Annotated in this window: 21 protein-coding genes; 10 read left to right on the top strand and 11 right to left on the bottom strand. The window is 71.6% G+C overall.

The features are described 5' to 3' along the window. Positions 1-52 precede the first annotated feature (52 nt). On the top strand, positions 53-1,513 hold the full coding sequence (dnaB, locus tag IAG43_RS15595; protein ID WP_187744485.1) for a replicative DNA helicase: 1,461 nt from the start codon (positions 53-55) through the stop codon (positions 1,511-1,513). A gap of 175 nt (positions 1,514-1,688) precedes the next feature. Further along, entirely contained in the window at positions 1,689-3,071 is a 1,383-nt protein-coding gene (locus tag IAG43_RS15590) for a serine hydrolase domain-containing protein (protein WP_187741328.1), read from the top strand. 82 nt (positions 3,072-3,153) lie between these two features. Here IAG43_RS15590 and IAG43_RS15585 read toward each other — a convergent pair whose 3' ends face one another. Both IAG43_RS15585 and IAG43_RS15580 read right to left on the bottom strand, forming a co-directional pair. Then, complete coding sequence (locus IAG43_RS15585; RefSeq protein ID WP_187741327.1) at positions 3,154-3,606, bottom strand: GNAT family N-acetyltransferase; 453 nt, start codon at positions 3,604-3,606, stop codon at positions 3,154-3,156. 10 nt (positions 3,607-3,616) lie between these two features. After that, on the bottom strand, positions 3,617-4,075 hold the full coding sequence (locus tag IAG43_RS15580; RefSeq protein ID WP_187741326.1) for a MarR family winged helix-turn-helix transcriptional regulator: 459 nt from the start codon (positions 4,073-4,075) through the stop codon (positions 3,617-3,619). A 147-nt stretch (positions 4,076-4,222) separates the two neighbouring features. Between IAG43_RS15580 and IAG43_RS15575 the strand changes: the two genes are divergently transcribed. Continuing rightward, positions 4,223-5,434 carry an MFS transporter gene (locus IAG43_RS15575; RefSeq protein WP_187741325.1) on the top strand — a complete coding sequence of 404 codons (1,212 nt, stop codon included), beginning with the start codon at positions 4,223-4,225 and terminating at the stop codon, positions 5,432-5,434. Positions 5,435-5,499: 65 nt separating this feature from the next. Here IAG43_RS15575 and IAG43_RS15570 read toward each other — a convergent pair whose 3' ends face one another. Beyond that, the gene (locus IAG43_RS15570; protein WP_187741324.1) at positions 5,500-6,354 is read right to left on the bottom strand and encodes a GNAT family N-acetyltransferase; all 855 of its coding nucleotides are present in this window, start codon (positions 6,352-6,354) and stop codon (positions 5,500-5,502) included. A 611-nt stretch (positions 6,355-6,965) separates the two neighbouring features. Here IAG43_RS15570 and IAG43_RS15565 point away from each other — a divergent pair. Beyond that, positions 6,966-8,516, top strand: coding sequence for a globin domain-containing protein (locus IAG43_RS15565; RefSeq protein WP_246574365.1), 1,551 nt, complete (start codon positions 6,966-6,968; stop codon positions 8,514-8,516). Between the two features lie 49 nt (positions 8,517-8,565). Here IAG43_RS15565 and IAG43_RS15560 read toward each other — a convergent pair whose 3' ends face one another. From IAG43_RS15560 to IAG43_RS15545, 4 genes are all read right to left on the bottom strand, one after another. Beyond that, entirely contained in the window at positions 8,566-9,045 is a 480-nt protein-coding gene (locus tag IAG43_RS15560; protein WP_147987213.1) for an NUDIX domain-containing protein, read from the bottom strand. 61 nt (positions 9,046-9,106) lie between these two features. Beyond that, positions 9,107-9,997, bottom strand: a complete 891-nt coding sequence (locus IAG43_RS15555) for a LysR family transcriptional regulator (protein ID WP_187741322.1) — start codon at positions 9,995-9,997, stop codon at positions 9,107-9,109. A 286-nt stretch (positions 9,998-10,283) separates the two neighbouring features. Then, a complete protein-coding gene (locus IAG43_RS15550; RefSeq protein ID WP_187741321.1) occupies positions 10,284-11,423 on the bottom strand; it encodes a cystathionine gamma-lyase in 1,140 nt (379 codons plus the stop codon). Between the two features lie 113 nt (positions 11,424-11,536). Beyond that, positions 11,537-11,914: a phage holin family protein gene (locus IAG43_RS15545; protein ID WP_187741320.1), complete on the bottom strand. Its 378-nt coding sequence runs from the start codon at positions 11,912-11,914 to the stop codon at positions 11,537-11,539. A gap of 50 nt (positions 11,915-11,964) precedes the next feature. Here IAG43_RS15545 and IAG43_RS15540 point away from each other — a divergent pair, with 50 nt between their 5' ends. The 4 genes from IAG43_RS15540 to IAG43_RS15525 all read left to right on the top strand — a co-directional run bounded on the left by IAG43_RS15540 (position 11,965) and on the right by IAG43_RS15525 (position 14,272). After that, complete coding sequence (locus IAG43_RS15540) at positions 11,965-12,282, top strand: cupin domain-containing protein (protein ID WP_187741319.1); 318 nt, start codon at positions 11,965-11,967, stop codon at positions 12,280-12,282. 120 nt (positions 12,283-12,402) lie between these two features. Continuing rightward, positions 12,403-12,624, top strand: coding sequence for a DUF5326 family protein (locus tag IAG43_RS15535; protein ID WP_187741318.1), 222 nt, complete (start codon positions 12,403-12,405; stop codon positions 12,622-12,624). Between the two features lie 302 nt (positions 12,625-12,926). Beyond that, a complete protein-coding gene (locus tag IAG43_RS15530; RefSeq protein ID WP_187741317.1) occupies positions 12,927-13,697 on the top strand; it encodes an IclR family transcriptional regulator in 771 nt (256 codons plus the stop codon). 140 nt (positions 13,698-13,837) lie between these two features. After that, positions 13,838-14,272, top strand: a complete 435-nt coding sequence (locus IAG43_RS15525; protein ID WP_187741316.1) for an SsgA family sporulation/cell division regulator — start codon at positions 13,838-13,840, stop codon at positions 14,270-14,272. Positions 14,273-14,485: 213 nt separating this feature from the next. On the opposite strand, the gene IAG43_RS15520 is transcribed toward IAG43_RS15525, so the two are convergent. Next, positions 14,486-15,820, bottom strand: a complete 1,335-nt coding sequence (locus IAG43_RS15520; RefSeq protein ID WP_187741315.1) for a YibE/F family protein — start codon at positions 15,818-15,820, stop codon at positions 14,486-14,488. Between the two features lie 194 nt (positions 15,821-16,014). Between IAG43_RS15520 and thiC the strand changes: the two genes are divergently transcribed. Continuing rightward, on the top strand, positions 16,015-17,790 hold the full coding sequence (thiC, locus tag IAG43_RS15515) for a phosphomethylpyrimidine synthase ThiC (RefSeq protein WP_187741314.1): 1,776 nt from the start codon (positions 16,015-16,017) through the stop codon (positions 17,788-17,790). 166 nt (positions 17,791-17,956) lie between these two features. Here the strand turns inward: thiC and IAG43_RS15510 are convergent, their stop codons facing one another. The 3 genes from IAG43_RS15510 to IAG43_RS15500 form a co-directional block, all read right to left on the bottom strand. Then, positions 17,957-18,781 carry a hypothetical protein gene (locus tag IAG43_RS15510; protein WP_187741313.1) on the bottom strand — a complete coding sequence of 275 codons (825 nt, stop codon included), beginning with the start codon at positions 18,779-18,781 and terminating at the stop codon, positions 17,957-17,959. Positions 18,782-18,931: 150 nt separating this feature from the next. Then, positions 18,932-20,005 carry a metallophosphoesterase gene (locus tag IAG43_RS15505; protein WP_187741312.1) on the bottom strand — a complete coding sequence of 358 codons (1,074 nt, stop codon included), beginning with the start codon at positions 20,003-20,005 and terminating at the stop codon, positions 18,932-18,934. Positions 20,006-20,178: 173 nt separating this feature from the next. Next, complete coding sequence (locus IAG43_RS15500) at positions 20,179-21,291, bottom strand: LacI family DNA-binding transcriptional regulator (RefSeq protein WP_187741311.1); 1,113 nt, start codon at positions 21,289-21,291, stop codon at positions 20,179-20,181. A gap of 394 nt (positions 21,292-21,685) precedes the next feature. Between IAG43_RS15500 and hisC the strand changes: the two genes are divergently transcribed. Beyond that, complete coding sequence (gene hisC / locus IAG43_RS15495; RefSeq protein ID WP_187741310.1) at positions 21,686-22,771, top strand: histidinol-phosphate transaminase; 1,086 nt, start codon at positions 21,686-21,688, stop codon at positions 22,769-22,771. The last annotated feature ends 220 nt before the right edge of the window (positions 22,772-22,991 follow it).

Raw genomic sequence — 22,991 nt, 5'->3', positions numbered from 1 at the left:
AGGTCCGCGGAGCGGACGGGAGGAGGTGGCACGGGTGAGCATCTCCGAGCCCCTGGACGATCCGTGGGCGGCCGACAGCCCCGGGGACCGCCTCCCCGCCTCCCGGCGCCGCGGCAGCGACGGCCGCGGCGGCCGTGACGACCGGCACGACCGCGGCAGGGAGGGCGGCGGCTGGGACAGCGGGCCAGGCTTCGAACGCGTCCCTCCCCAGGACCTCGACGCCGAGCAGTCCGTCCTCGGCGGCATGCTGCTCTCCAAGGACGCCATCGCGGACGTCGTCGAGATCATCAAGGGCCACGACTTCTACCGGCCGGCCCACGAGACGGTCTACCAGGCGATCCTCGACCTCTATGCGAAGGGCGAGCCCGCCGACCCGATCACGGTCGCGGCGGAACTGGTCAAGCGCGGGGAGATCACCCGGGTCGGCGGCGCCCCGTATCTGCACACCCTGGTGCAGTCCGTCCCGACGGCGGCGAACGCCTCCTACTACGCGGAGATCGTCCACGAGCGGGCCGTGCTGCGCCGTCTGGTCGAGGCCGGCACCAAGATCACGCAGATGGGATACGCCGCCGACGGCGACGTCGACGAGATCGTGAACTCGGCCCAGGCGGAGATCTACGCCGTGACCGAGCAGCGCACCAGCGAGGACTACCTGGCGCTCGGCGACATCATGGAGGGCGCCCTCGACGAGATCGAGGCGATCGGCTCGCGCAGCGGGGAGATGACCGGTGTCCCCACCGGATTCACCGACTTCGACTCGCTCACCAACGGTCTGCACCCCGGCCAGATGATCGTCATCGCCGCGCGTCCGGCGATGGGCAAGTCGACCCTCGCGCTGGACTTCGCCCGGGCCGCGTCGATCAAGCACAACCTGCCGAGCGTCATCTTCTCCCTCGAAATGGGCCGCAACGAGATCGCCATGCGACTGCTGTCCGCCGAAGCCCGCGTCGCGCTGCACCACATGCGCTCCGGCACGATGACGGACGAGGACTGGACCCGCCTGGCCCGCAGGATGCCCGAGGTGTCGTCGGCACCGCTCTACATCGACGACTCCCCGAACCTGTCGATGATGGAGATCCGCGCGAAGTGCCGCCGGCTCAAGCAGCGCAACGACATCAAGCTCGTGATCATCGACTATCTGCAGCTGATGCAGTCCGGTGGCTCCAAGCGTGCCGAGAGCCGTCAGCAGGAGGTCTCGGACATGTCCCGGAACCTCAAGCTGCTCGCCAAGGAGCTGGAAGTACCCGTTATCGCGCTGTCCCAGCTGAACCGAGGCCCCGAGCAGCGCACCGACAAGAAGCCCATGGTGTCCGACCTCCGTGAGTCCGGATCCATCGAGCAGGACGCCGACATGGTCATCCTGCTGCACCGCGAGGACGCGTACGAGAAGGAGTCGCCGCGCGCGGGCGAGGCGGACATCATCGTCGGCAAGCACCGAAACGGCCCGACGGCCACGATCACCGTCGCCTTCCAGGGCCACTACTCGCGCTTCGTGGACATGGCTCAGACCTGAGCCCCGCTCCCGGGGGTGCCGGGCCGTCGGCGGACGGGTCGGCACCGGGCCGTTCCGTCGGGGCGCGCGGTGAAGGATGGCTCCAGGGGCGGCGGTTGGGCGCCGCCTCGTCGCCGTGTCGCCGGGTGGCGTAAAGGGTTCGACGTGCCGGGGCGGGCGCAGGTAGACCTGCCGTATGACGTCATCGCCATCGCCGGAAGAACTGCTCCCGAGCACCCGCCGTGCCCTGCTCCACCGTCTCGCCGTCGCGCAGTCGGAGGGCCGGACCCCGTCCTACGCGGCCGCCGTGCTCAGGGACGGGGAGATCGTGTGGACGGGGGCCCGCAGCTGTGTCGAGGGCCACGTCCCCGAGCCCGGTACCCAGTACCGCATCGGGTCGATCACCAAGACCTTCACCGCCGTCCTGGTGATGCGCCTGCGGGACGAGGGCCTGCTCGATCTCGGGGACCCGCTGGAGAAGCATCTGCCCGGGACCGGGGCCGGTGAGGTGACCATCGCCCAACTGCTCGGCCACAGCGCCGGTTTGAGTGCCGAGTCACCGGCGCCCTGGTGGGAGCGCACGCCGGGGAGTCTGCGCCCCGAGCTCTCGGACGTCCTGGGCGAAGGGGCGCGGATGCATCCGCCGGGGCGCCGCCACCACTACTCCAACCCGGGCTACACCGTGCTGGGTTCGCTGGTGGAGGCCGTACGCGGAATGCCGTGGGAGGAGGCGCTGCAGCGGGAGATCCTCGACCCGCTGGGCCTGACCCGCACCGCCGCCCGGCCGAGCGCTCCGCACGCCGGGGGCTGGGCCGTCCACCCCTGGGCGGATGCGATGCTGCCCGAACCCTCCGAGGACCTGGGGCTGATGGCACCCGCCGGCCAGCTCTGGTCGACCGTCGAAGACCTCTGCCGCTTCGCCTGGTTCCTCGCCGAGGGAGACGACCGGGTGCTCCGCGCCGCGTCCGTACGGGAGATGCGGACGCCCTCCGTACCCGCCGAGACCGGGGACTGGATCAGCACCTACGGACTCGGGGTGCAGATCATCCGCAGCGGGGGGCAGACGCTGATCGGCCACGGGGGCTCGCTCCCGGGCTTCCTCGCGGCCCTGTGGACGAGCGTGGAGGACGGTGTGGCGGCGGTGGCGCTGACCAATGTCACCTCCGGGCCCGCCCCGGGCGCCACGGCCGCCGATCTGGTGCGCATCGTGGTGGACGCCGAGCCCAGGATTCCGCAGCCGTGGCGGCCACTGCCCTCGGTGGACCCGGACCTGCTGGAGCTGACCGGTCCCTGGTACTGGGGCACCTACGCCTATGGTCTGCGTCTCGCCGCGGACGGCGGGGTGGAGCTGGAGATGCTCCGGGGCGGCGGACGGCGTTCGCGCTTCGTCGCCGCGGGTGAGGGCCGGTGGACCGGTCTGGACGGGTACTACGCGGGGGAGACCCTGTCGGTCGTGCGGCGCGGAGACGGCTCGGTGAGCCATCTGGATCTGGGTTCCTTCGTCTTCACCCGTGAACCGTACGGTCCCGGCGACGCCGTGCCGGGCGGGGTGGACGAGTCGGGATGGCGCGGACTCTGAGTGCCGGCGGGGTTTCACGTGAAACAGGGCCGGACGCCGTCCGGCCCTGTTCCGGGGTGCGCCGGCCGCGGATCCGGCTGCGTCAGAGGGCGCGCTTGAAACCCACGTGCGAGGGCGTGAAGCCGAGCCGCTCGTAGAAGCGGTGGGCGTCGGACCGCTGGGCGTCGGAGGTGAGCTGCACCAGGCTGCAGCCGAGCCGGCGGGACTCCTCGACGGCCCACTCGATCAGCTGGGTACCCAGTCCGCTGCCTCGTTCGTCCCTGTGCACTCGGACCGCCTCGATCACCGAGCGGGTGGCGCCCCGCCGGGACAGTCCGGGGATCACGGTCAGCTGCAGGGTGCCGACGACCCGACCGTCCCGGACGGCGACGGTCTGGTGCTGATGAGGGTCGCCGGCGAGACGCTCGAAGGCGGCCAGGTACGGAGCCAGGTCGTCGGGCGACTCGCGCTGGGCGCCGAGGGGGTCGTCGGCGAGCATGGCCACGATCGCCGGGAGATCATCCGCTCCGGCCGCCCTTATCTGCAGATCCTTCATGATCGGCAGCCTACGCGGGAATCCTCAGCCCCTCGACGGCGCTGACGAGCGGCGCGAGTTCGGGGTTCTTCGCCGCCTCGTCGAGGGCTTCCCGCAGAGCCGTGTCGTTGGTGGGCCGTGCTTCGGCCAGCAGGGCCAGCCCGCTCTCCGTGACGTCCGTGTAGATGCCGCGGCGGTCGGTGTCGCAGAGGTAGCGGGAGAGGAGTCCGCGGTCCTCCAGCCGGGAGACCAGCCGTGTGGTGGCGCTCTGACTGAGCACGACCGCGTCGGCGACCTGCTTCATCTGCAGGTGGCCGCCGGGGCCGTTGTGCTGCCGGCTGAGCACGTCCAGCAGGGAGAACTCCCGCATGCTCAGCCCGTGCCCCGCCTCCAGCGCCCGCTCGATGTGGGACTCGATCCTGCCGTGCAGCAGTGAGAGGGCGCACCAGCCCTGTGCGAGTGCGGTGAGTGCGGGATCGGTCGCCGTCATGGGTCTCTCCTCGGTGCCGGGTGGCGGGCCACCAGTCCTTGCCAGGATAGACGACGACCGCAATAGCCCGCGCTTGCAAATAACCAGCGCGTGCAATTATTGTGAACGCCTGTAAAGCGCTCAAGCACACCTGGAAGGGGCCCCTCCATGCCTCTCGCGCTACTGGCTCTGGCGGTCGGAGCCTTCGGTATCGGCACCACCGAGTTCGTGATCATGGGCCTGCTCCCGGAGGTCGCCGCGGACTTCGGGGTGTCGATCCCCACCTCCGGTCTGCTGGTGACCGGCTACGCCCTCGGTGTGGTCGCCGGAGCCCCGCTGATGACCGCACTCGGCACCAAGATCTCCCGGAAGCGGATGCTCATGCTGCTGATGGGCCTCTTCGTCGTCGGCAATCTGCTCTCGGCGCTCGCGCCGTCCTTCGGTGCGATGCTCGCGGGCCGGATCGTCGCCTCGCTCGCCCACGGCGCCTTCTTCGGCATCGGCTCGGTCGTCGCCGCCGAACTCGTCGCCCCGCACAAGAAGGCGGGCGCGATCGCGTTGATGTTCACCGGACTGACCGTCGCCAATGTCGTCGGCGTCCCCGGTGGCACGTTCATCGGGCAGTCGATCGGCTGGCGGACCACGTTCGCCGTCGTCGCCGCGCTCGGTGTGGTGGGCCTGGCCGGTGTGGCCAAGCTCGTCCCCGACATGCCCCGGCCGGAGGGTGTACGCCTGCGGGACGAGGTGGCGGCCTTCAGGAACGCCCAGGTGCTGCTCGCCATGGCGATGACCGTGCTGGGCTTCGGCGGTGTCTTCGCCGCGATCACCTACATCGCCCCGATGATGACGGAGGCCGCCGGCTTCGCCGATTCCTCCGTCACCTGGCTGCTGGTCCTGTTCGGTCTCGGCATGGTCGGCGGCAACCTGCTCGGCGGCCGCTACGCCGACCGGCACCTCATGCCCCTGCTCTACGTCACCCTGGGGGCCCTGGGGGTCGTCCTCGCGCTGTTCACCGTGACCGCCCACCACAAGTTCCTCGCGGCGGTCTCCATCGTGCTGATCGGTGCGCTGGGCTTCGCCACCGTGCCGCCGCTGCAGAAGCGGGTGCTGGACCAGGCGAAGGGAGCGCCGACGCTGGCCTCCGCCGTCAACATCGGGGCCTTCAACCTCGGCAACGCCCTCGCGGCGTGGCTGGGCGGGCTGGTCATCTCGGCCGGCTTCGGTCTGACCGCCCCGAACTGGGTCGGCGCCCTGCTCGCCGTCTCGGCACTCGCGCTCGCCGTGCTCTCCGCGGCTCTCGAGCGCCGGGAGGGCAGGCGCACGCAGGCCGCCCCGGTCCCGCGGGCACCGGAGCGCGCGGTGCAGCCCGCGGTGCACTGACGCTCCGGGCGACGACGGGGCCGGGCCCGGGACACCGTCCCGGTCCCGGCCCCGTCGTCATGTGCTCAGCCGGCGGCGACCGTCAGCGGAGCGAACCGGCGGGTCCAGTCTCCGGGCAGCGCGGGGATTCCGCGGGCCATCACCGCGTTGAAGGCGATCGTCTCCAGCCCCTGCCGCCGCAGCCAGGAGAGCAGCTCCTCGTGACGGACGTCGATGTCCGTGCGCAGCGGCCGGTCGGTGTGTGCGGCCAGCGAGGCGACCAGTGCCTGGGCCGTGGCTGTGTCGCGGGCGACGAGCGGGCCGACGACGTGCGTGGCCATGTTCGGCCAGGCCGCCGCGTAGCCGGTGAGTTCGCCGTCCTCCTCGGCCACGCGGATCTGGTCGGCGAAGGCCGGCAGCCGGGTGAGCATATGGGTGCGGTCGCGGCCGAAGACCTCCGTGTCGAGCCGGATGACGGCCGCCATGTCGTCGGCGGTGGCCGCCCTGGTCGCGACCCCGGGGACCGGCTCCGTCCCGGTGAAGTGGCCCTTGACCATCTCCGCCCGGCCCACTGTGGCGAAGCCCAGCTCCTCGTAGAGCGGTTTGCCGTTGGGGGTTGCGTGCAGGGTGACGGGGGTGTCACCGGTTTCGGCGAGCACATGGCGCATCAGGCGGCGGCCCACTCCGCGCCGGGCGTGGCGTTCGGCGACGAGCACCATGCCGATGGCCGCCAGCCCCGGGCCGTACGAGGTGAGGACAGAAGCGGCCATGAGGCCCTTCCCCTCGGGGTCGTCGATTCCGTACCCGGTTCCCGCGGTGAGCAGCAGCCCCCATTTGTGGTCCTCGCGCGGCCAGCCACGGTTCTCGGAGAGGTCGGCGCAGGCGACGAGGTCTTCGTGGGTCAGGCGCCGGACGGGAAGTTCGGTGAGCGGTGTCGACATGGGATCAGGCTGTCCGACGCACTGATCGCGCGTCCACCCCTTTCCGGGAACCGTGCACATCTCGGGATGCGGCCCGCAGCCTCCGAGCCGTGCCGGGCGGGGGCGTCAGGGCCGGCGGCGGATCCCGCGGACGGACGGCGTGCCGGAGATGTTTCACGTGAAACACCCTGCCGCCTCAGCCGGGAGTGTCCGCGTGGTGCTGCGGCGGGGGTCGGGAGGTTCATCGCGGAGGGGTCGTGACCGAGGGGCGTGCAGAGCCGCCCGACCGGTCGCGCGAGGCGCATCCCGGCGCAGGTTGCGAGGGCATGGCGGACGTGAAGATCGGGGTCCGGCGGTGTGCAGAAACCGGGGTGAGGCTGGACGGGCCCGTTGCCTCCGGTGGTTCCATGTGGGGCGCGGAGATCCCCTCGCCGCCGGCCACGGCGCCGCGGGGGCCACGAGCTTAGGGGGAATCGGATTCGGCTGCCCGGACTTTCCGGTCTTCGTCCCCTGCACGCGGGTCGCCTGACATGCTGCGACAGCGGGCAGGTGCGGACAGAGCAGGTAAGGCAGCACGTCCGGAAGGCGGACGTGCGCGAACCGACCAGAAGATGTTCGAGGCGAGGCAGACAATGGACGCTCCGGCCCACACGTCGGGAGAGGGCGGGATGCCGGACGCCGGCGGCGGATGGTTCAGCCCCCGCAGGCAGCCGTCGCCGCAGGGGCAGCCCTCCGGATCCGGTGACGGCACCGGTGAGCCCTCCGCACCCGGCGGCACCACCGCTGAGCACTCCGCAGCCCGAGCGGGCGAGCGGGGCCGCACGGGAGACGACGCCGCAGCGGCGGCCACGCCGTCGCGACCGGTGAGCGCGATACGTCCGGTGGGATCCGGCGCGTCCCGGCGCGACCGGCCGCGTCTCTCGGTGGTCCCGGACCTTCCCGGGGAGGACGCCGCGCCGCCCGCTGAGGGGGACGGCGCCCGCGCGGGGACGGCGGAGTCCGCTCCCGCCGCGACCGCGCGACCGGACGGCTTCACCGAGCCGCGCCGGGACACCGGTCCGCCCGCGTCGCCCGACGCGCTTCTCGTGCGCCGGACCCTCGCCGAGATCGGGCCGGTGGCGGACGAGGTCACCTCGTACTTCTACGCCCTCCTCTTCACCCGCCACCCCGCCCTGCGCTCCATGTTCCCGGTGGCCATGGACACCCAGCGGGACCGGCTGCTCAAGGCGCTGCTCACCGCGGCCGAGCACACGGACAACGCGGCCGTGCTGACGGAGTACCTCCAGCACCTGGGGCGGGGCCACCGCAAGTACGGCACCCAGCCCGCGCACTACCCGGCGGTGGGGGAGGCGCTGCTGGGCGCTCTGGCCCGGTTCGCGACCACGACATGGGACGCCGAGTCCGAGGCCGCCTGGGTACGCACGTACACGACGATCTCGCAGATCATGATCGACGCGGCGGCGGAGAACGAGCTCCACGCCCCCGCCTGGTGGGACGCCGAGGTCGTGTCGCACGACCTGCGGACCTCGGACATCGCGGTGGTCACCGTGCGGCCGGACACGCCGTACGCCTTCCTCGCCGGTCAGTACACGACGCTGGAGACCCCCTGGTGGCCGCGGGTGTGGCGGCACTACTCGTTCGCCGGGGCGCCCCGTTCGGACGGGCTGCTGTCCTTCCACGTGAAGGCGGTCCCCGCGGGCTGGGTCTCCAACGCGCTCGTGCATCGCGCCCGCCCCGGGGACGTGCTCCGCCTCGGGCCCCCGGCCGGCTCGATGACGGTCGACCACACCACCGACAACGGCCTCCTCTGCCTCGGCGGAGGAACCGGCATCGCGCCGATCAAGGCGCTCGTGGAGGACGTGGCCACCCACGGAGAGCGGCGCACGGTCGAGGTCTTCTACGGGGCCCGCACGGACTACGACCTCTACGACATCGACACCATGCTCCGGCTCCAGCAGGCGCATCCGTGGCTGTCGGTCCGTCCCGTGGTCGACGACCGCGCCCAGTTCCCCTCGGCGCTGCGCGAGTTCGGCAGACACGGTCCCTGGGACGGCTTCGACGCCTATCTCTCCGGACCGCCCGGGATGATCCGCAGCGGGGTGCACGCGCTGCGCGCGTTCGGCATACCCGTGGACCGGATACGCCACGACTCGCTGGAGGACCTGGTCGCGGTCGGGGACTGAGGCCGCCCCTCCCCGACCACGGGCGGGGCGGCGCGGACGGCCGCCGGGATCAGCCGAGATCCGGCGCGTGCATCGCGCGTACGCCTTCGATGTTGCCGTCCAGGTAGTGGCGCAGCGACAGCGGTACGAGATGGACCGCCGCGATGCCGACGCGGCTGAACGGGACCCGTACGATCTCGTACTCCCCGCACGGCTCGTCGATCTCGGGGCCGTGGCGCTGGGAGGGGTCCATCGACTCCAGCCGGCAGACGAAGAAGTGCTGCACCTTCACGCCGGTCACACCGCCGTCGGCGATGTGCTCGACGGTGTCGACGAAGCAGGGCACCACATCGACGATCTTGGCGCCGAGCTCCTCGTGTACCTCGCGGTGGAGGGCGTCGACGACGGTCGCGTCCTCCGGTTCGACCCCGCCGCCGGGAGTGAGCCAGTACGGGTCGACGCCGGGCTTGGTTCGCTTGATCAGGACGAGGTCGTCCCCGTCGAGCAGGATGGCGCGTGCGGTGCGCTTGACCACCGGTCGTTCGGTCATGGCAAGAGAGTGGCCCGTGCCGCTGCGTCTGAAACGCGTCGGGCCCCACCGGTGCGGGCGCTCACCACTCCGCGGCCGCGCGCAGCAGGCACTCGTGCGCCCGTGCGACGTGCGGGTGGGCCAGGCTGCCGGTGCGGACGACCAGGAAGTACGTGCGCAGCGGAGGGACGGCCGGTTCGAGGAGGGCGACCAGGCGCCCCTGCGCCAGCGCCTCCTCGCACAGGTAGCGGGGCAGCACCGCGAGCCCGGCACCGGCGGCGGCCGCCTCCAGGACGGCCCGCAGGTCGGGAGCGATGACCGTGCCGGCCGCCGCCGGTCGGGACTCGAAGACGCTGTGCCAGTAGCGGGACACCAGCGGCAGCGTCTCGTGCACCTCGACCACGGGGAGCTGTTCGAGCACCACATGGCCCTTGCGCAGATCGTCGGGTCCGAGGTGCGAGGCCCAGCGCGGAGCGGCCACCAGGACGTGCTCCTCGTCGCACAGCGCCGTGGCGCTCAGCAGACCGCCGCGCGGGCGGGCGGTGGTGACGGCGATGTCGTGACGGCCTGCCGCCAGCCCGTCGAGCGACTCCTCCGCGGTGCCGAACGAGGTGCGCAGGGCGAGCCCCTGGCCGGTCAGCGGCGTCAGTGCCGGCAGGGCGCGCAGAGCCGTGAACTCCGGGGGTCCGGTCAGGTGCACGGTGCGCACGGCGGACTCGCTGTCCAGTTCCGCCTCGGCGATCTCCAGCAGCGCGTCCAGGTGCGGGGCGGCCCGGTGGGCGAGCTCGTCGCCGATCGTGGTGGGGGTGACACCGCGCGCCTGGCGCAGGAAGAGGGGCCGGCCCAGCTGGCGTTCGAGCGTGCGTATCTGGCCGGTGACGGCGGGCTGGGAGAGGCCGAGCAGGGCGGCGGCGCGGGTGAAGGAGCCTGCCCGGTGCACCGTGACGAATGTGCGCAGCAGGGCCAGATCCATCCCATGCCCCTCCCGGTCCGGCGTTGCTCCCGAACCCGGTCATCTATAAATAAGTCGATAGGTCGCTGCCCCTACTGTGATTGGACACTGACGCTGAGTCAACTAGCCTTGTCCGCACGGTTCTTCGCTCGCGGGAACCGGGGCGGTCCGAGCCACGAGGGGGGAGGTTCGGACCGCCCTCACAGCGCCCCGCGCCGGTGAGGGCCCTGGGCGCGAAGTGTTCCGTCCGCGCCGGCGGGCTCCCGGCAGCAGCCGTCCGCCGCCGAGGACCGGCGCCCGACGCGCCCTAAGACCTGCCGGCCGCCGCCTCGTCCAGCGCCCGCGCCACGTCGGCCAGCAGGTCCTCGGGGTCCTCGGCGCCGACGGAGAAGCGGATGAAGCCCTCGGGCACGTCGTCCCCTCCCCAGCGCCGGCGGCGCTCGGCGGTCGACCGGATCCCGCCGAAGCTCGTCGCGTCGTCGACGAGGCGCAGTGCGGCGAGGAAGCGCTCGGCGTGGGCCCGGTCGGGCAGCACGAACGAGACCACGCAGCCGAAGCGCCGCATCTGCCGGGCGGCGATGCGGTGCGAGGGGTCGCCCGGCAGCCCCGGGTACCGCAGGCCGGCGACGTCCGCGCGCTGCTCCAGGGCCTGGGCGAGAGCGAGGGCGGTCGCGTTCTGGCGGTCCGACCGCAGCTGGAGGGTGGCGAGCGAGCGGTGGGCCAGCCAGGCCTCCATGGGCCCCGGGATCGCGCCGACGATCTTGCGCCAGCGCCGCACCTCGTCGGCGCGGGCGGCGTCCCGGCACGTGACGTGGCCGAGCAGGATGTCCCCGTGGCCGGTCATTCCCTTGGTGTCGCTGGCCACCGAGAAGTCGGCGCCCAGGTCGAGAGGGCGCTGGCCGAGCGGCGTGGCGAGCGTGTTGTCGACGGCGACGAGGGCGCCCGCCGCGTGCGCCGCAGCGGCGAGCCGCCGCACGTCGCACACGTCGAGGTTCGGGTTGGACGGGGTCTCGATCCACAGCAGCCGTGCCCCGTCGAGGACGTCGAGCTGCGCGTCGCCGCCGGTGGGCGCGGTGCGCACCTCGATCCCGTAGGCCTCCAGCTGTTCCCGCACGAGGGGCAGCACCTGGTAGCCGTCGCCGGGCAGGACCACGGCGTCGCCGGAGCGCAGCTGGGACATGAGGACCGCGGAGATCGCCGCCATCCCCGAGGCGAAGGAGATGGTGTGGACCGTCTCGCCCGGAGCCTCCAGCTCGCCGATGGCGCGCTCCAGATGGGTCCAGGTGGGGTTGGAGTCGCGGCCGTACATGTAGGGACCGGTGGGGTCGCCGGAGAGATGGAAGTGGGCGGCGAACACCGGGCCCGGCAGGGTCGGTTCGTACTGCCGTGTCTCCGGCAGTCCCGCGCGTACCGCTCGGGTGCCCTCGCCCAGGGGTGTGTCCGTCATGCCGCTCGCTCCTTGGCCGCGCCGGTTGCCGCGCCGGGACGACCTCGCCCGGCGCCGCCACCATTCTGCGCCAGCGCCGGTGCCACCTGCGAACACGTGTCCGCCCGGTGGTCTCAGTCCCGGTCCGGGAGGGCCACGTTCAGGGCCCAGGAGACCACGGAGATGATCAGTCCGCCGAGGACGGCGGTGCCGAAGCCCTCGACATGGAAGTTGAGGGAGAACTGGTCGGCGAGCCAGGAGGTGAGCATCAGCATCAGGGCGTTGACCACCAGGGTGATCAGCCCGAGCGTGAGGATGAACAGAGGCAGCGTGAGCAGCTTCACCACGGGCTTCACGACGACGTTGACCAGACCGAAGATCAGCGCGACCAGCACCAGGCTGAGCGCCTTCTTCCCGGTGCTGCCACCGGTGAGCGTCATGTCCGGGAGCAGCCAGATGGCGACCAGCAGGGCCCCCGCGTTCGCGAGCGTCTTGACTACGAAATTCATCATGTGTCTGATCGTGGCAGACATGATCGGATCAACGGCAGGGGCGGACGGCGATGAAGGCATTCCGACTGGACGAGCTGGAGGCGGAGCGCGCCGCCAATGACGGCGCGTACCTGCAGTTCCTGCGCGAGCGGAACATGTCGGTCGGGCTGTACGCGCTCGACGCCGGCCAGGTGGACCCCCAGCTCCCCCACAACCAGGACGAGGTCTACTTCGTCGTGAGCGGCCGGGCGTCGATCACCGTCGGGATGGAGACGACCCAGGTGGGGCGCGGCAGCGTGGTCTACGTGCCCGCCGGGGTGGCGCACAAGTTCCACCACATCAGCGAGGACCTGCGGGTCATGGTGGTCTTCTCGCCCCCCGAGGGATGACCCGGACCCGTCCGTTCCCCTAAGGGTCCGTTCCGGGGAGTCCAAGGGACCGCGGGCCCCCGCACGCGGTGCCGCTGCGCCTAGCATCGACAGCACGCACTCGGAGAAAGAGGTGGGACGATGGCCGTGCGGGAGATATTCGCGGGGATGCCCTGGTGGGTGAAGTGGATCGCGGTGCCCGTCATCGCCCTCGCCGTGTTCGGCGGACTGATCACCAGCATTCTCGGGTTCGTGCTCTGGGTGCTCTTCAAGGTGCTGCTCTTCGTCGCCCTGGTCGGCGGACTGGTCTTCGTCGTACGGAAGTTCATGGGCTCGTCGGGCGGCTCGGGCAAGGAGTGGTGAGCGAGGCGGGCAAGGAGTGGTGAGCGCGGCGGGCGGACGCGTTAGCCCGCCCGGGGGAACGCTCCCGGTTATGCCTGTCGCGGCAGAGGCGTGCCATTAGAGTGGCAGCTCTCTGCCGCACCTTTCGGCACCTCTCCCCATATGACGGATCCGACCGGCGATTTCGCCGTTGTGCGACCGCTCAGGCGGTCGGACCGGCCGCCCGGCCGGGACCGCCCGCAGGGAGAGCCGGAGGTCGCGGCCGCGCGGGGGCGGTTCCCGCGGGCGGGCCGCTGCCCGTCACCATGCCTGGGGGGTGACCTTTGGCCGGGGCCACGAATGCCGCTGTCCCCACCCTGATCGGCTCGGTGCAGCGTGCGTTGCGACTGCTGGAGGCCGCGGGCTCGCACCGCGACGGCGCCCCGGCGAAGCAGCTCGCGAGGGAGACGGGGATTCCGCTGCCCACCGCCTACCACCTGCTGCGCACCCTGACGCACGAGGAGTATCTCCGGCGCGACAAGGGCGTCTTCACCCTCGGCGCGGCCGTCGACCGGCTGGCCGGCAGCGGTGACCTGCAGAATCGTCGCAGCACGCTGGCGGACTCCCTGACCCACTGGCGGGACGCCATCGGCGTGCCCGTGTACTTCGCCGTCTACCGCGAGGGCGAGATCGAACTGGTGGCGGTCTCGGACACGCCGTCCTCCCCGGCCGTGCACGAATGGGCCGACTTCCGGGAGACCGGGCACGCCCACGCGATCGGCCAGTGCCTGCTCAGCCAGCTCGACGAGGCGGCGCGCAGGGACCATCTGGACCGGCATCCCGTGCAGCCGGTCACCCCGTACTCGGTCCGCGACCGGGCGGCGCTGCTGCAGCGGCTCGCCTCCGTGGACCGGATGCAACCGGTCGTCGAGCGCCAGGAGTACGCACTCGGCACCGTCTGCGCGGCCATCCCGATCACTGTGGGTGACATCGCCGCGACGATGGCCATTTCGCTTCCCCTCCATCAAGAAGCCAAGCTGCGTCCGGCAGTTGAGCAGTTACGCGAGGGGATCGGTGGCCTGCTGGGGTCACTTGCCTTCTCTATCAGTATCTGAAAAATCACTCCTTGTGATCTGCTAGCGCTTGCAGCACGATGGCGTCAAGAGGGCCTTCACGCCCAACGGGGATCGTTCTTGGCCAACTTCTTGCTTCGCCAGCACGGTCATTCATTGCTTCATCTACTGCGAGGTATGTGATGCGCGAGTCGGTTCAGGCCGAGGTCCTGATGAGCTTTCTCGTCTCCGACGAGCTCTCCTTCCGGATCCCGGTGGAGCTGGGCTACGAGACATCCGATCCGTACGCGGTGCGGATGACGTTCCACCTGCCCGGCGACGCTCCGGTGACCTGGGCGTTCGGCCGGGAACTGCTGCTCGACGGGATCAACGCGCCGAGCGGGGACGGCGACGTGCACATCGCGCCGACCCGGCCCGAGACGCTCTCCGACGTCCACATCCGGCTCCGGGTCGGCGGTGAGTCGGCGCTGTTCCGGGTGGGCGCCCCGCCGCTCGTCGCCTTCCTCGACCGCACCGACAAGCTGGTGCCGCTCGGTCAGGAACTCGCGCTCGGCGACTTCGAGCTCAGCCTGGAGGAGGCGCTCGGCCGGATCCTCGCCGAGGAGAACGCCGGCTGAGCCCGAGGCGTCCGAGCGCCCCGGTGACGTCCGAGCGCCCCGGTGACGTCCGAGCGCCCCGGTGACGTCCGAGAGCGCCTGAGACGCCCGAGGACCCTGAGGCGTCCGAGCCCCTTGGGAGACGCCTGGCGTCCGCGACGCAGCCTGCGAGCCCGGCCCGGGGCCCCGGAGCCCGGGAACCGCCCAGGAACCGCGTGCCCCCGCCCCGGCCGCCTACCGCTTGCGGCGACGCCCCCGGCCGCCCCGTGCGGGGGCGGCCGCCGACGTGTCGCCGGGCCGGTCCTGCGGCCGGTCGGCGGAGACCACCAGGGCGGCGAGCGCCGTGGTGACGGGCACCGACGCGACCAGACCGATCGAGCCGATGAGCGTCCGCACGATCTCCTCGGCCACCAGCTCGCTGGTGGCCACCGTCCCCACGCTCGACTGGGCGATCGAGAAGAGCAGCAGCAGCGGGAGCGCGGCGCCCGCGTAGGCCAGGACGAGGGTGTTGACCACGGAAGCGATGTGGTCGCGGCCGATGCGGATGGCGGAGCGGTAGAGCGCGCGGGGGCCCATCCCCGGGTCCGCCCGGTGCAGCTCCCAGACCGCGGAGGTCTGGGTGACGGTGACGTCGTCGAGGACGCCGAGCGATCCGATGATCACACCCGCCAGCAGCAGGCCGCTCATGTCGATCTCCGGGTAGAGCCCCTTGATCAGACCGGTGTTGTCGTCGGTGTTGCCGCTCAGGCTCGCCCAGCCGATGAAGAGCGAACCGAGCAGCCCGATCAGCAGCAGCGAGATCAGTGTGCCCAGCACCGCGACCGACGTGCGGGCGTTGACCCCGTGGCACAGGTACAGCGCGATCAGCATGATCGCGCTGGCCCCCACGATCGCCACCACCAGCGGGTTCGACCCCTGGAGGATCGCGGGCAGGATGAAGAGTGTCAGCACGGCGAAGGACGCGGCGAGCGCGATCAGCGCCATCACGCCGCGCATCCGTCCCACGACGACCACGACCAGTGCGAAGATGCCCGCCAGCAGTGCGATCGGGAAGTCCCGGTCGACGTCCGTGACCGAGTACTGCAGGTCCTCGGGCGCGTCCGGGGCGTAGGCGACGACCACGCCCTGCCCCTGCTTCAACTGCCGCGGCGCGTCCGGCTGGACGATCTCGACGAAGGTCCGGCCCTTGTCCTTCCCGGTGACCACCTCGACCGTCGCCCTGCCGCAGTCGCCGCGCTGCGACTCGACCGCCTCGCGTCCCTCGGGGGTCGAGGTGTCCCCGGTGGGCGGCACCTGCGCGGCGTTGACGTCCTTGCAGTCGACCCGTTCGACGCTCACCACCCTGCCCTGTTCGGTCTGGCGGTCGAAGCCGACGCCCGAGCGCTCGTGGCCGGGTGTCCCGCCCGGCCAGAGCACCGCGAGGCCGACGACGACGGCCGTGGCGAAGGGGATCAGCACCGCGGCGATGACCTTGCGCAGGTGCTGGGAGACGGGCGCTGCGGGCCCGTGACTGTGCACATGGCCGTGGTCGTGGCCGTGCGGTTCGGGGTTCTGCGGCGATGAGGTCACCGACAGATCATCGCAAGAACGCGGGGGGCCCTCTGTTCAGCGCGCCAGAGCGGACGCTAGCGTGGAGGCACTTTGCACACGCGGGAGCTCGGAGCACCGGGCTGAGAGGGCGCTGATCGCCGTACGTCGTACGGGAGGGCTGCGCCGACCGCCGAACCTGTTACCGGGTAATGCCGGCGTAGGGAGTAGGTCTCATGACCGTATCGGACGCACGCACGCCTGCCTCCAGTCAGAACGACGAGGCCGGGAAGTCCATCGGCTGGCACAAGGGATACGTCGAGGGCTCCCGCCCCGACATCCGGGTGCCCGTCCGCAAGGTGCACCTCACCAACGGCAGGGACGTGACGCTGTACGACACGTCCGGCCCGTACACCGACCCGGCCGAACAGACCGATGTCCGCCGGGGTCTGGCGCCGCTCCGGGAGAACTGGATCACCGCCCGCGGCGACACCGAGGAGTACGCGGGGCGGCCCGTCCGCCCCGAGGACGACGGGATCAAGCACACGTCCCCGCGCGGCGGGCTGCGCAATCTCGACGCCGTCTTCCCGGGCCGTCCGCGCCAGCCGCGCCGCGGCCGCGCAGGACAGGCCGTGACCCAGCTCGCCTACGCCCGGCGGGGCGAGATCACCCCGGAGATGGAGTTCGTCGCCCTCCGCGAGAACGTCGCGCCCGAGGTGGTGCGCGAGGAGATCGCCGCGGGACGGGCCGTGCTGCCCGCCAACGTCAACCACCCGGAGATCGAGCCGATGATCATCGGCAAGCGGTTCCTGGTGAAGGTCAACGCCAACATCGGCAACTCCGCCGTCACCTCCTCGATCGAGGAGGAGGTGGAGAAGATGACGTGGGCGACCCGCTGGGGCGCCGACACGGTCATGGACCTCTCCACCGGCCGCAACATCCACACCACCCGCGAGTGGGTGCTGCGCAACTCCCCCGTCCCCATCGGCACGGTGCCGCTCTACCAGGCGCTGGAGAAGGTCGACGGCAAGGCGGAGGAGCTGAGCTGGGACATCTACAAGGACACGGTGATCGAGCAGGCCGAGCAGGGCGTGGACTACATGACCGTCCACGCCGGAGTGCTGCTGCGGTACGTGCCGCTGACCGCGCGCCGCAAGACGGGCATCGTCTCGCGCGGCGGGTCGATCATGGCGGCGTGGTGCCTCGCGCACCACAGGGAGTCGTTCCTCTACGAGAACTTCGAGGAGCTCTGCGAGATCCTCGCCGCGTACGACGTGACCTACTCCCTCGGCGACGGGCTGCGGCCCGGGTCGATCGCGGACGCCAACGACGAGGCCCAGTTCGCCGAGCTCCGCACGCTCGGCGAGCTCAACACGATCGCCAAGCGGCACGGCGTGCAGACGATGATCGAGGGACCGGGCCACGTCCCGATGCACAAGATCAAGGAGAACATCGACCTCCAGCAGGAGATCTGCGAGGAGGCGCCGTTCTACACGCTCGGCCCGCTGACCACGGACGTCGCCCCGGCGTACGACCACATCACGTCCGGCATCGGCGCCGCGATGATCGCCTGGTGGGGCACGGCCATGCTCTGCTACGTGACGCCCAAGGAGCACCTCGGCCTGCCGGACCGCGACGACGTGAAGACCGGTGTGATCACGTACAAGATCGCCGCGCACGCCGCGGACCTCGCCAAGGGGCACCCCGGCGCCCAGGAGTGGGACGACGCGCTGTCCGACGCCCGGTTCGAGTTCCGCTGGGAGGACCAGTTCAACCTGGCGCTCGACCCGGACACGGCACGGGAGTTCCACGACCAGACGCTGCCCGCGGAGCCCGCGAAGACCGCGCACTTCTGCTCGATGTGCGGGCCGAAGTTCTGCTCGATGAAGATCTCCCAGGACATCCGCCGGGAGCACGGCGGCAGCCAGGAGGAGATCGAGGCCGGGATGGCGGAGAAGTCCGCGGAGTTCGCCGCCGCGGGCAACCGGGTCTACCTGCCGCTGGCCGACTGATCCGGCCGGCGCCCGTCCCGCGGCCGTGTGCCGCGGGGCGGCACCGCCGTCCGGTCCCGGGGCCGACGGGGGGTCGCGGGACCGGGCCGGCCGGTGTGCCGGCCCACGGGCCGGGGGCGCGGGTGGTCCGACGGTTCCGGGACCGCCGGACGGCACGGCCGCCGGTTCAGTCCGGCCGGTGTTCGGGGCCCCCGAAGTCCGGGCTGGAGAAGTCCGGGCTGGTGTACCGGGGGCGCCGGCCCGAGGTGCGGCCCTCGGCGGGGCTGGAGAAGTCGGGGCCGCTGTACCCGATCTTGGGGATGCGGCTCACGGGCCGTCCGGTGTCCGAGGGCGGCTGGGCTCCGGGGCGTTCGGCCAGCGCGGCCCGCAGGAAGGGAAGGATGCCGCGGTCCAGCAGCGCCTCGCACCACGCCTCCTTGGCGTCCCTGACCTCGGGGGGCGGCTCGTCGTACGGTCTGCCGTCCGCGACATGGCTGGCGTCGTTGCGCAGGGCGGTGAGCAGCAGCGCGACGGCGGCGGCGAGGACGGCGGCGGCGGTGAGCGCGCCGAAGAGCCATCCGGCGGAGAGCAGGGTGTCGGCGAAGGCCGGCGGCGGGCTGAGCATCTTCAGCAGATAGCCGGTGATCAGGAAGATCGCCGCGGCGGTGCCGGCGAGCAGCGGCGCGAGCACGGCGACCACGGCGGCGACACCCGCGCCGCTCTCCGCGGCCCCGACGGCGGGGGCGAGCCCGCCCGTCGTGTGGCCCGCGCCGCCCGCCGCGGCGCGCACCTCGGCGCGGACCTTCACGTAGTGCTCGTACTCGGCGGCGGCCGACGCGACGATGAGCGCCGTCGCGTTGAGTGCCATGGTGCGCAGCTGTTCGGTACTCAGCCGTGCCGTCGTGGCGGCCGGATCACGGCGTTCCCGGTCGTGGCGCAGTGCTTCGTCGAGGACCCGCTCGTACTCTGCGCGGTCCTCGGTCAGCAGGTGCGGAGCGCTGTTCATGTGCATCCCCCGATGCTCCGTAGGCCGCGGATCGCCCGTCGGTACCGGGCGATGGGGGCGTGAACGGAGGAGAGCCTGCTACGGATAAGCCGATGGTAGAGCGGCGACGGCGCGGCGTGACAGAGGGTTCGGGGAAATCGCCTGTCGCGGACCGGCTCAGTCCTGGAGGGGGAGTTGTTGCACGAGAAGCTTTCCGGCCATGGTCACTCCGCCGTCCATGGCGATGGCGAGCCCGTCCGCGTACACGTGCGGGCCGTCGACCAGGGTGCGTTCGCCGTCCTCGCCGTCCTCGGTGCCGACCTCGCCGAGCAGGTACGGGATCGGGCTGTGGCCGTGCACCACGCGCCGGCCGCCGTAGGCCCCGAGCAGTTCGCGGACCGCTTCCGCGCCGCCCTCGTCGCGGAAGGCGAAGCGCTTGGTGAACTTGCGGAACAGGTCCCAGCACTGGTCGGCGTCGTTGAGGGTGAGGACCTGGTGCACGGCGTCGTTGACGTCCTCGATCGTGGCGCCGTAGTCGAGGTACGCGGTGGTGTCGGAGTGCAGCAGCAGATGGCCGTCCTCCTCCACGACGGCGTCGAGCCTGGCCATCCACTGGAGGTGGACCTCCTGGAGCCGGTCCATGTCGTACTTCTGGCCACCGTTGAGGAGCCAGGCCGCCTGGAAGGTGGCGGTGCCGGCCCCGGAGTTGACCGGGGTGTCGCCGAACCGCTTGGCGCCGAGCAGCAGCAGCTCGTGGTTGCCCATGAGGGCCTTGCAGTAGCCGCCCGCTGCGGCCGCCTCGGCGGAGAGCCGCATCACGAGGTCGATCACGCCGATGCCGTCGGGGCCGCGGTCGGTGAAGTCGCCGAGGAACCAGAGGCGGGCGTTGCCGGCCGCCCAGCGCAGGTCGGCGTCGATGATGCCCTGCTCGGCGAGGGCCGCGACGAGTTCCTCGAGGTAGCCGTGGACGTCGCCGACGACGTACAGCGGGCCGCGGCCGGCGGGCGGGGACTGCGGCTCGGGGTCGACCCGCACCTGGACGGTGTCACCGGGGCCGCCGCGGCTGATCACCGGCAGGTCGCGTGCGGTGGGCGTGTAGCCCTCCGGCGGCTCGCCCTCCGGGAACGCGTTGCCCGGGTGTCCCGGGTCCGCGGACTGCGACTGCACCGGCACCTGGGCGTAGGGCGGCACGCGGAAATCGCGCAGTGTCGCCGTCCGCACCACGGGTCCCTGACCGGCCCCCTGAGTCATCGACCCCTCCACACCGTCGCGCCGCCGTTCACCTCTCGGCCCAGCCTGGTCGGGGTGGTCCGCGGTGTCGTTCGCCCATCATAGGAATGAGCCCGGCGGTGTGTGACGCACCAGGGGTGATGAATCCTGCCGCACCCCCGGTTCGCCGGTCGTTTCGTCCCTATTGGGAAGGTCTAGTCCTTCGCGGGTGACCGCGGGGCGCTCACGGTGGTGCGCGGCGGGCGGCGCTGGGAGGACGTTCTGACGATCAGTTCGGTCGGTATCACCTGCTCGACCGGCCGGTCCTCGTCGATTCCCTCGATGGCGTCGATCAGCAGCTGGACCACGGCCGTGCCGATGCGGCGCGGCTTGAGGGAGAGCGTGGTGATCGGCGGTTCGGTGGTCGCGTAGACGGTGGACTCGCTGCAGCAGACCAGCAGCAGGTCGTCCGGGACGCGCAGCCCGTAGCGGCGGGCAGCGGCCAGCAGGTCGGTCCCGTTGGGGTCGAAGAGACCGTAGACGGCGTCGGGCCGGTCGGGCCGGGCCAGCAGCCGGTCCGCGGCGACAGCGCCCGCGCACGGGTCGTGGGCGGGGTACGACTCGTAGACCGGGTCCTGGCCCACGCGCTCGCACCAGTTGAGGTAGGCGGTGGTCGAGAGCCGGGTGTAGGTGTCCGTGGTGGTGCCGGTGAGCAGGCCGATCCGGCGGGCGCCGGCCGCGGCGAGGTGGTCGAGCAGGTCGAGCACGGCGGCTTCGTGGTCGTTGTCGACCCAGGCCGTGACGGGCAGGGTGCCGGCCGGGCGGCCGTCGGAGACGACCGGCAGTCCCTGGCGGACCAGTTCGGTGACGACGGGGTCGTGGTCGGAGGGGTCGATGACGACGGTGCCGTCGAGGGCGACGTTCGACCAGACGTCGTGGCGTGAGGTGGCGGGCAGGATGACCAGCGCGTAGCCGCGGGCGAGCGCCGCCGACGTGGCGGCTCTGGCCATCTCCGCGAAGTAGGCGAACTCCGTGAAGGTGAAAGGTTCATCCCCGTATGTCGTCACGGTGAGGCCGATTAACCCGGACTTGCCCGTACGGAGGGTGCGGGCCGCGGCGGAGGGGCGGTAGCCCAGCCGGTCGGCGACCTCCCTGACGTGCCGGCGGGTGGCGTCCGGGAGTCTGCCCTTCCCGTTGAGCGCGTCGGAGACGGTCGTGATCGAGACGCCGGCGGCGGCGGCGACGTCCCGGATGCCCGCCCGCCCCTGCCGGCTGCCCCGGCGGGATGTTTCCGTCCGGCTCACCTGGTGCTTCCCTGCTGCTGTCATGGCGTGCCGATAGTAGGGCGCGGGCGGTGGGTCTGGCCGGTCGCATATGCACACGTTGACAGGCACGTTTCTGCATGATCATTTAGCCTCAAGCGCCTTTTATAGCAAGGAAGTTGGGGCTGGTGGGTGAGGAGTTGCCGCTATCGGTGCGCGTGGGCCTGGCGAGGGGTCCATGTTGCGAAGAGGTCTCAACTCACCACTACGGGTGATGCGCGCCACGGAGTGAGCCAGGGGCGCGCGCCAGGGCGGCGTGCTCCCCCCTTCCTTTCCGCGGGCCATTCGCAGCGGAGGCGAATCCTCATAAGGTGAGCAGTATTGGTGTGCGGAGGCCCGGTGTCCCGTACCGACGCGCACCGCGGTACCGAGTGGCATGACGGTCTGAGGAGGACCTGCGGTGAGCGAGACGAGTCCCAAGCTCCGCGCCGAGCTGGACGGCATCCCCACGTACAAGCCGGGCAAGCCGGCGGCGGCCGACGGGCCGGTCGCCTTCAAGCTGTCCTCCAACGAGAACCCCTACCCGCCGCTCCCGGGGGTCATGGAGACCGCGATCGCCGCGGCCCGGAACTTCAATCGCTACCCCGACATGGCGTGCAGCGGCCTGATGAACGAGCTCTCCGAGCGGTTCGGCGTCCCCGCGACGCACCTGGCGACCGGGACCGGCTCGGTGGGGGTGGCCCAGTCGCTGATCCAGTCGACCTCGGGGCCGGGCGACGAGGTGATGTACGCCTGGCGCTCCTTCGAGGCGTACCCGATCATCACGCAGATCAGCGGGGCGACCTCGGTCCAGGTGCCGCTCACCGCGGGCGAGGTGCACGACCTGGACGCGATGGCGGCGGCGATCACCGAGCGCACCAGGCTGATCTTCGTCTGCAACCCCAACAACCCGACCGGGACCGTCGTGCGCCGCGCCGAGCTGGAGCGGTTCCTCGACCGGGTGCCCTCCGACGTGCTGGTGGTCCTGGACGAGGCGTACCGGGAGTTCATCCGCGACGCGGAGGTGCCGGACGGTCTGGAGATCTACCGGGACCGGCCGAACGTGGCGGTGCTGCGGACGTTCTCCAAGGCGTACGGCCTCGCCGGGCTGAGGGTCGGTTTCGCGGTGGCCCACGAGCCGGTGGCCGCCGCGCTGCGCAAGACCGCGGTGCCGTTCGGCGTCTCGCAGCTCGCCCAGGACGCGGCGGTCGCCTCCCTGCGGGCCGAGGACGAGCTCCTGGGCCGGGTCGGCTCGCTGGTGTGCGAGCGGACCCGGGTGTACGAAGGGCTGGTCGCCCAGGGCTGGACGGTGCCGGAGACCCAGGCGAACTTCGTGTGGCTGCGTCTCGGCGAGCAGACCCTCGACTTCGCCGCGGCCTGCGAGAGCGCGGGCGTCGTGGTGCGGCCGTTCGCGGGGGAGGGCGTGCGCGTGACCATCGGTGAGGGCGAGGCCAATGATGTCTTTCTGCACACCGCGGAGGCCTTCCGCAAGACCCTGACGGGCTGACGCCGGCGCCGGTCCGGGCCCGCCCGGGTCCCGGCGGCCGGCCAGGATCACCGGACCCCCGTGAACGCCCTGTTCACGGGGGTCCGCCATGTCCGGTGGCCGAAACGACCCCCCGGCGAATCGAGCCGAATATCTGTGCGCCATAATGCTTGTGAATGTGAACGCGTTCACAAGCTCGCCTGGCTTCTCCCGTACTGCGGGGATATGCGGGGCGCGCGGA

This window comes from Streptomyces genisteinicus, assembly GCF_014489615.1.
GTDB lineage: Bacteria > Actinomycetota > Actinomycetes > Streptomycetales > Streptomycetaceae > Streptomyces > Streptomyces genisteinicus.
Note: the sequence above shows the minus strand (reverse complement) of the source record. Positions and strands in the feature narration are given on the sequence as shown.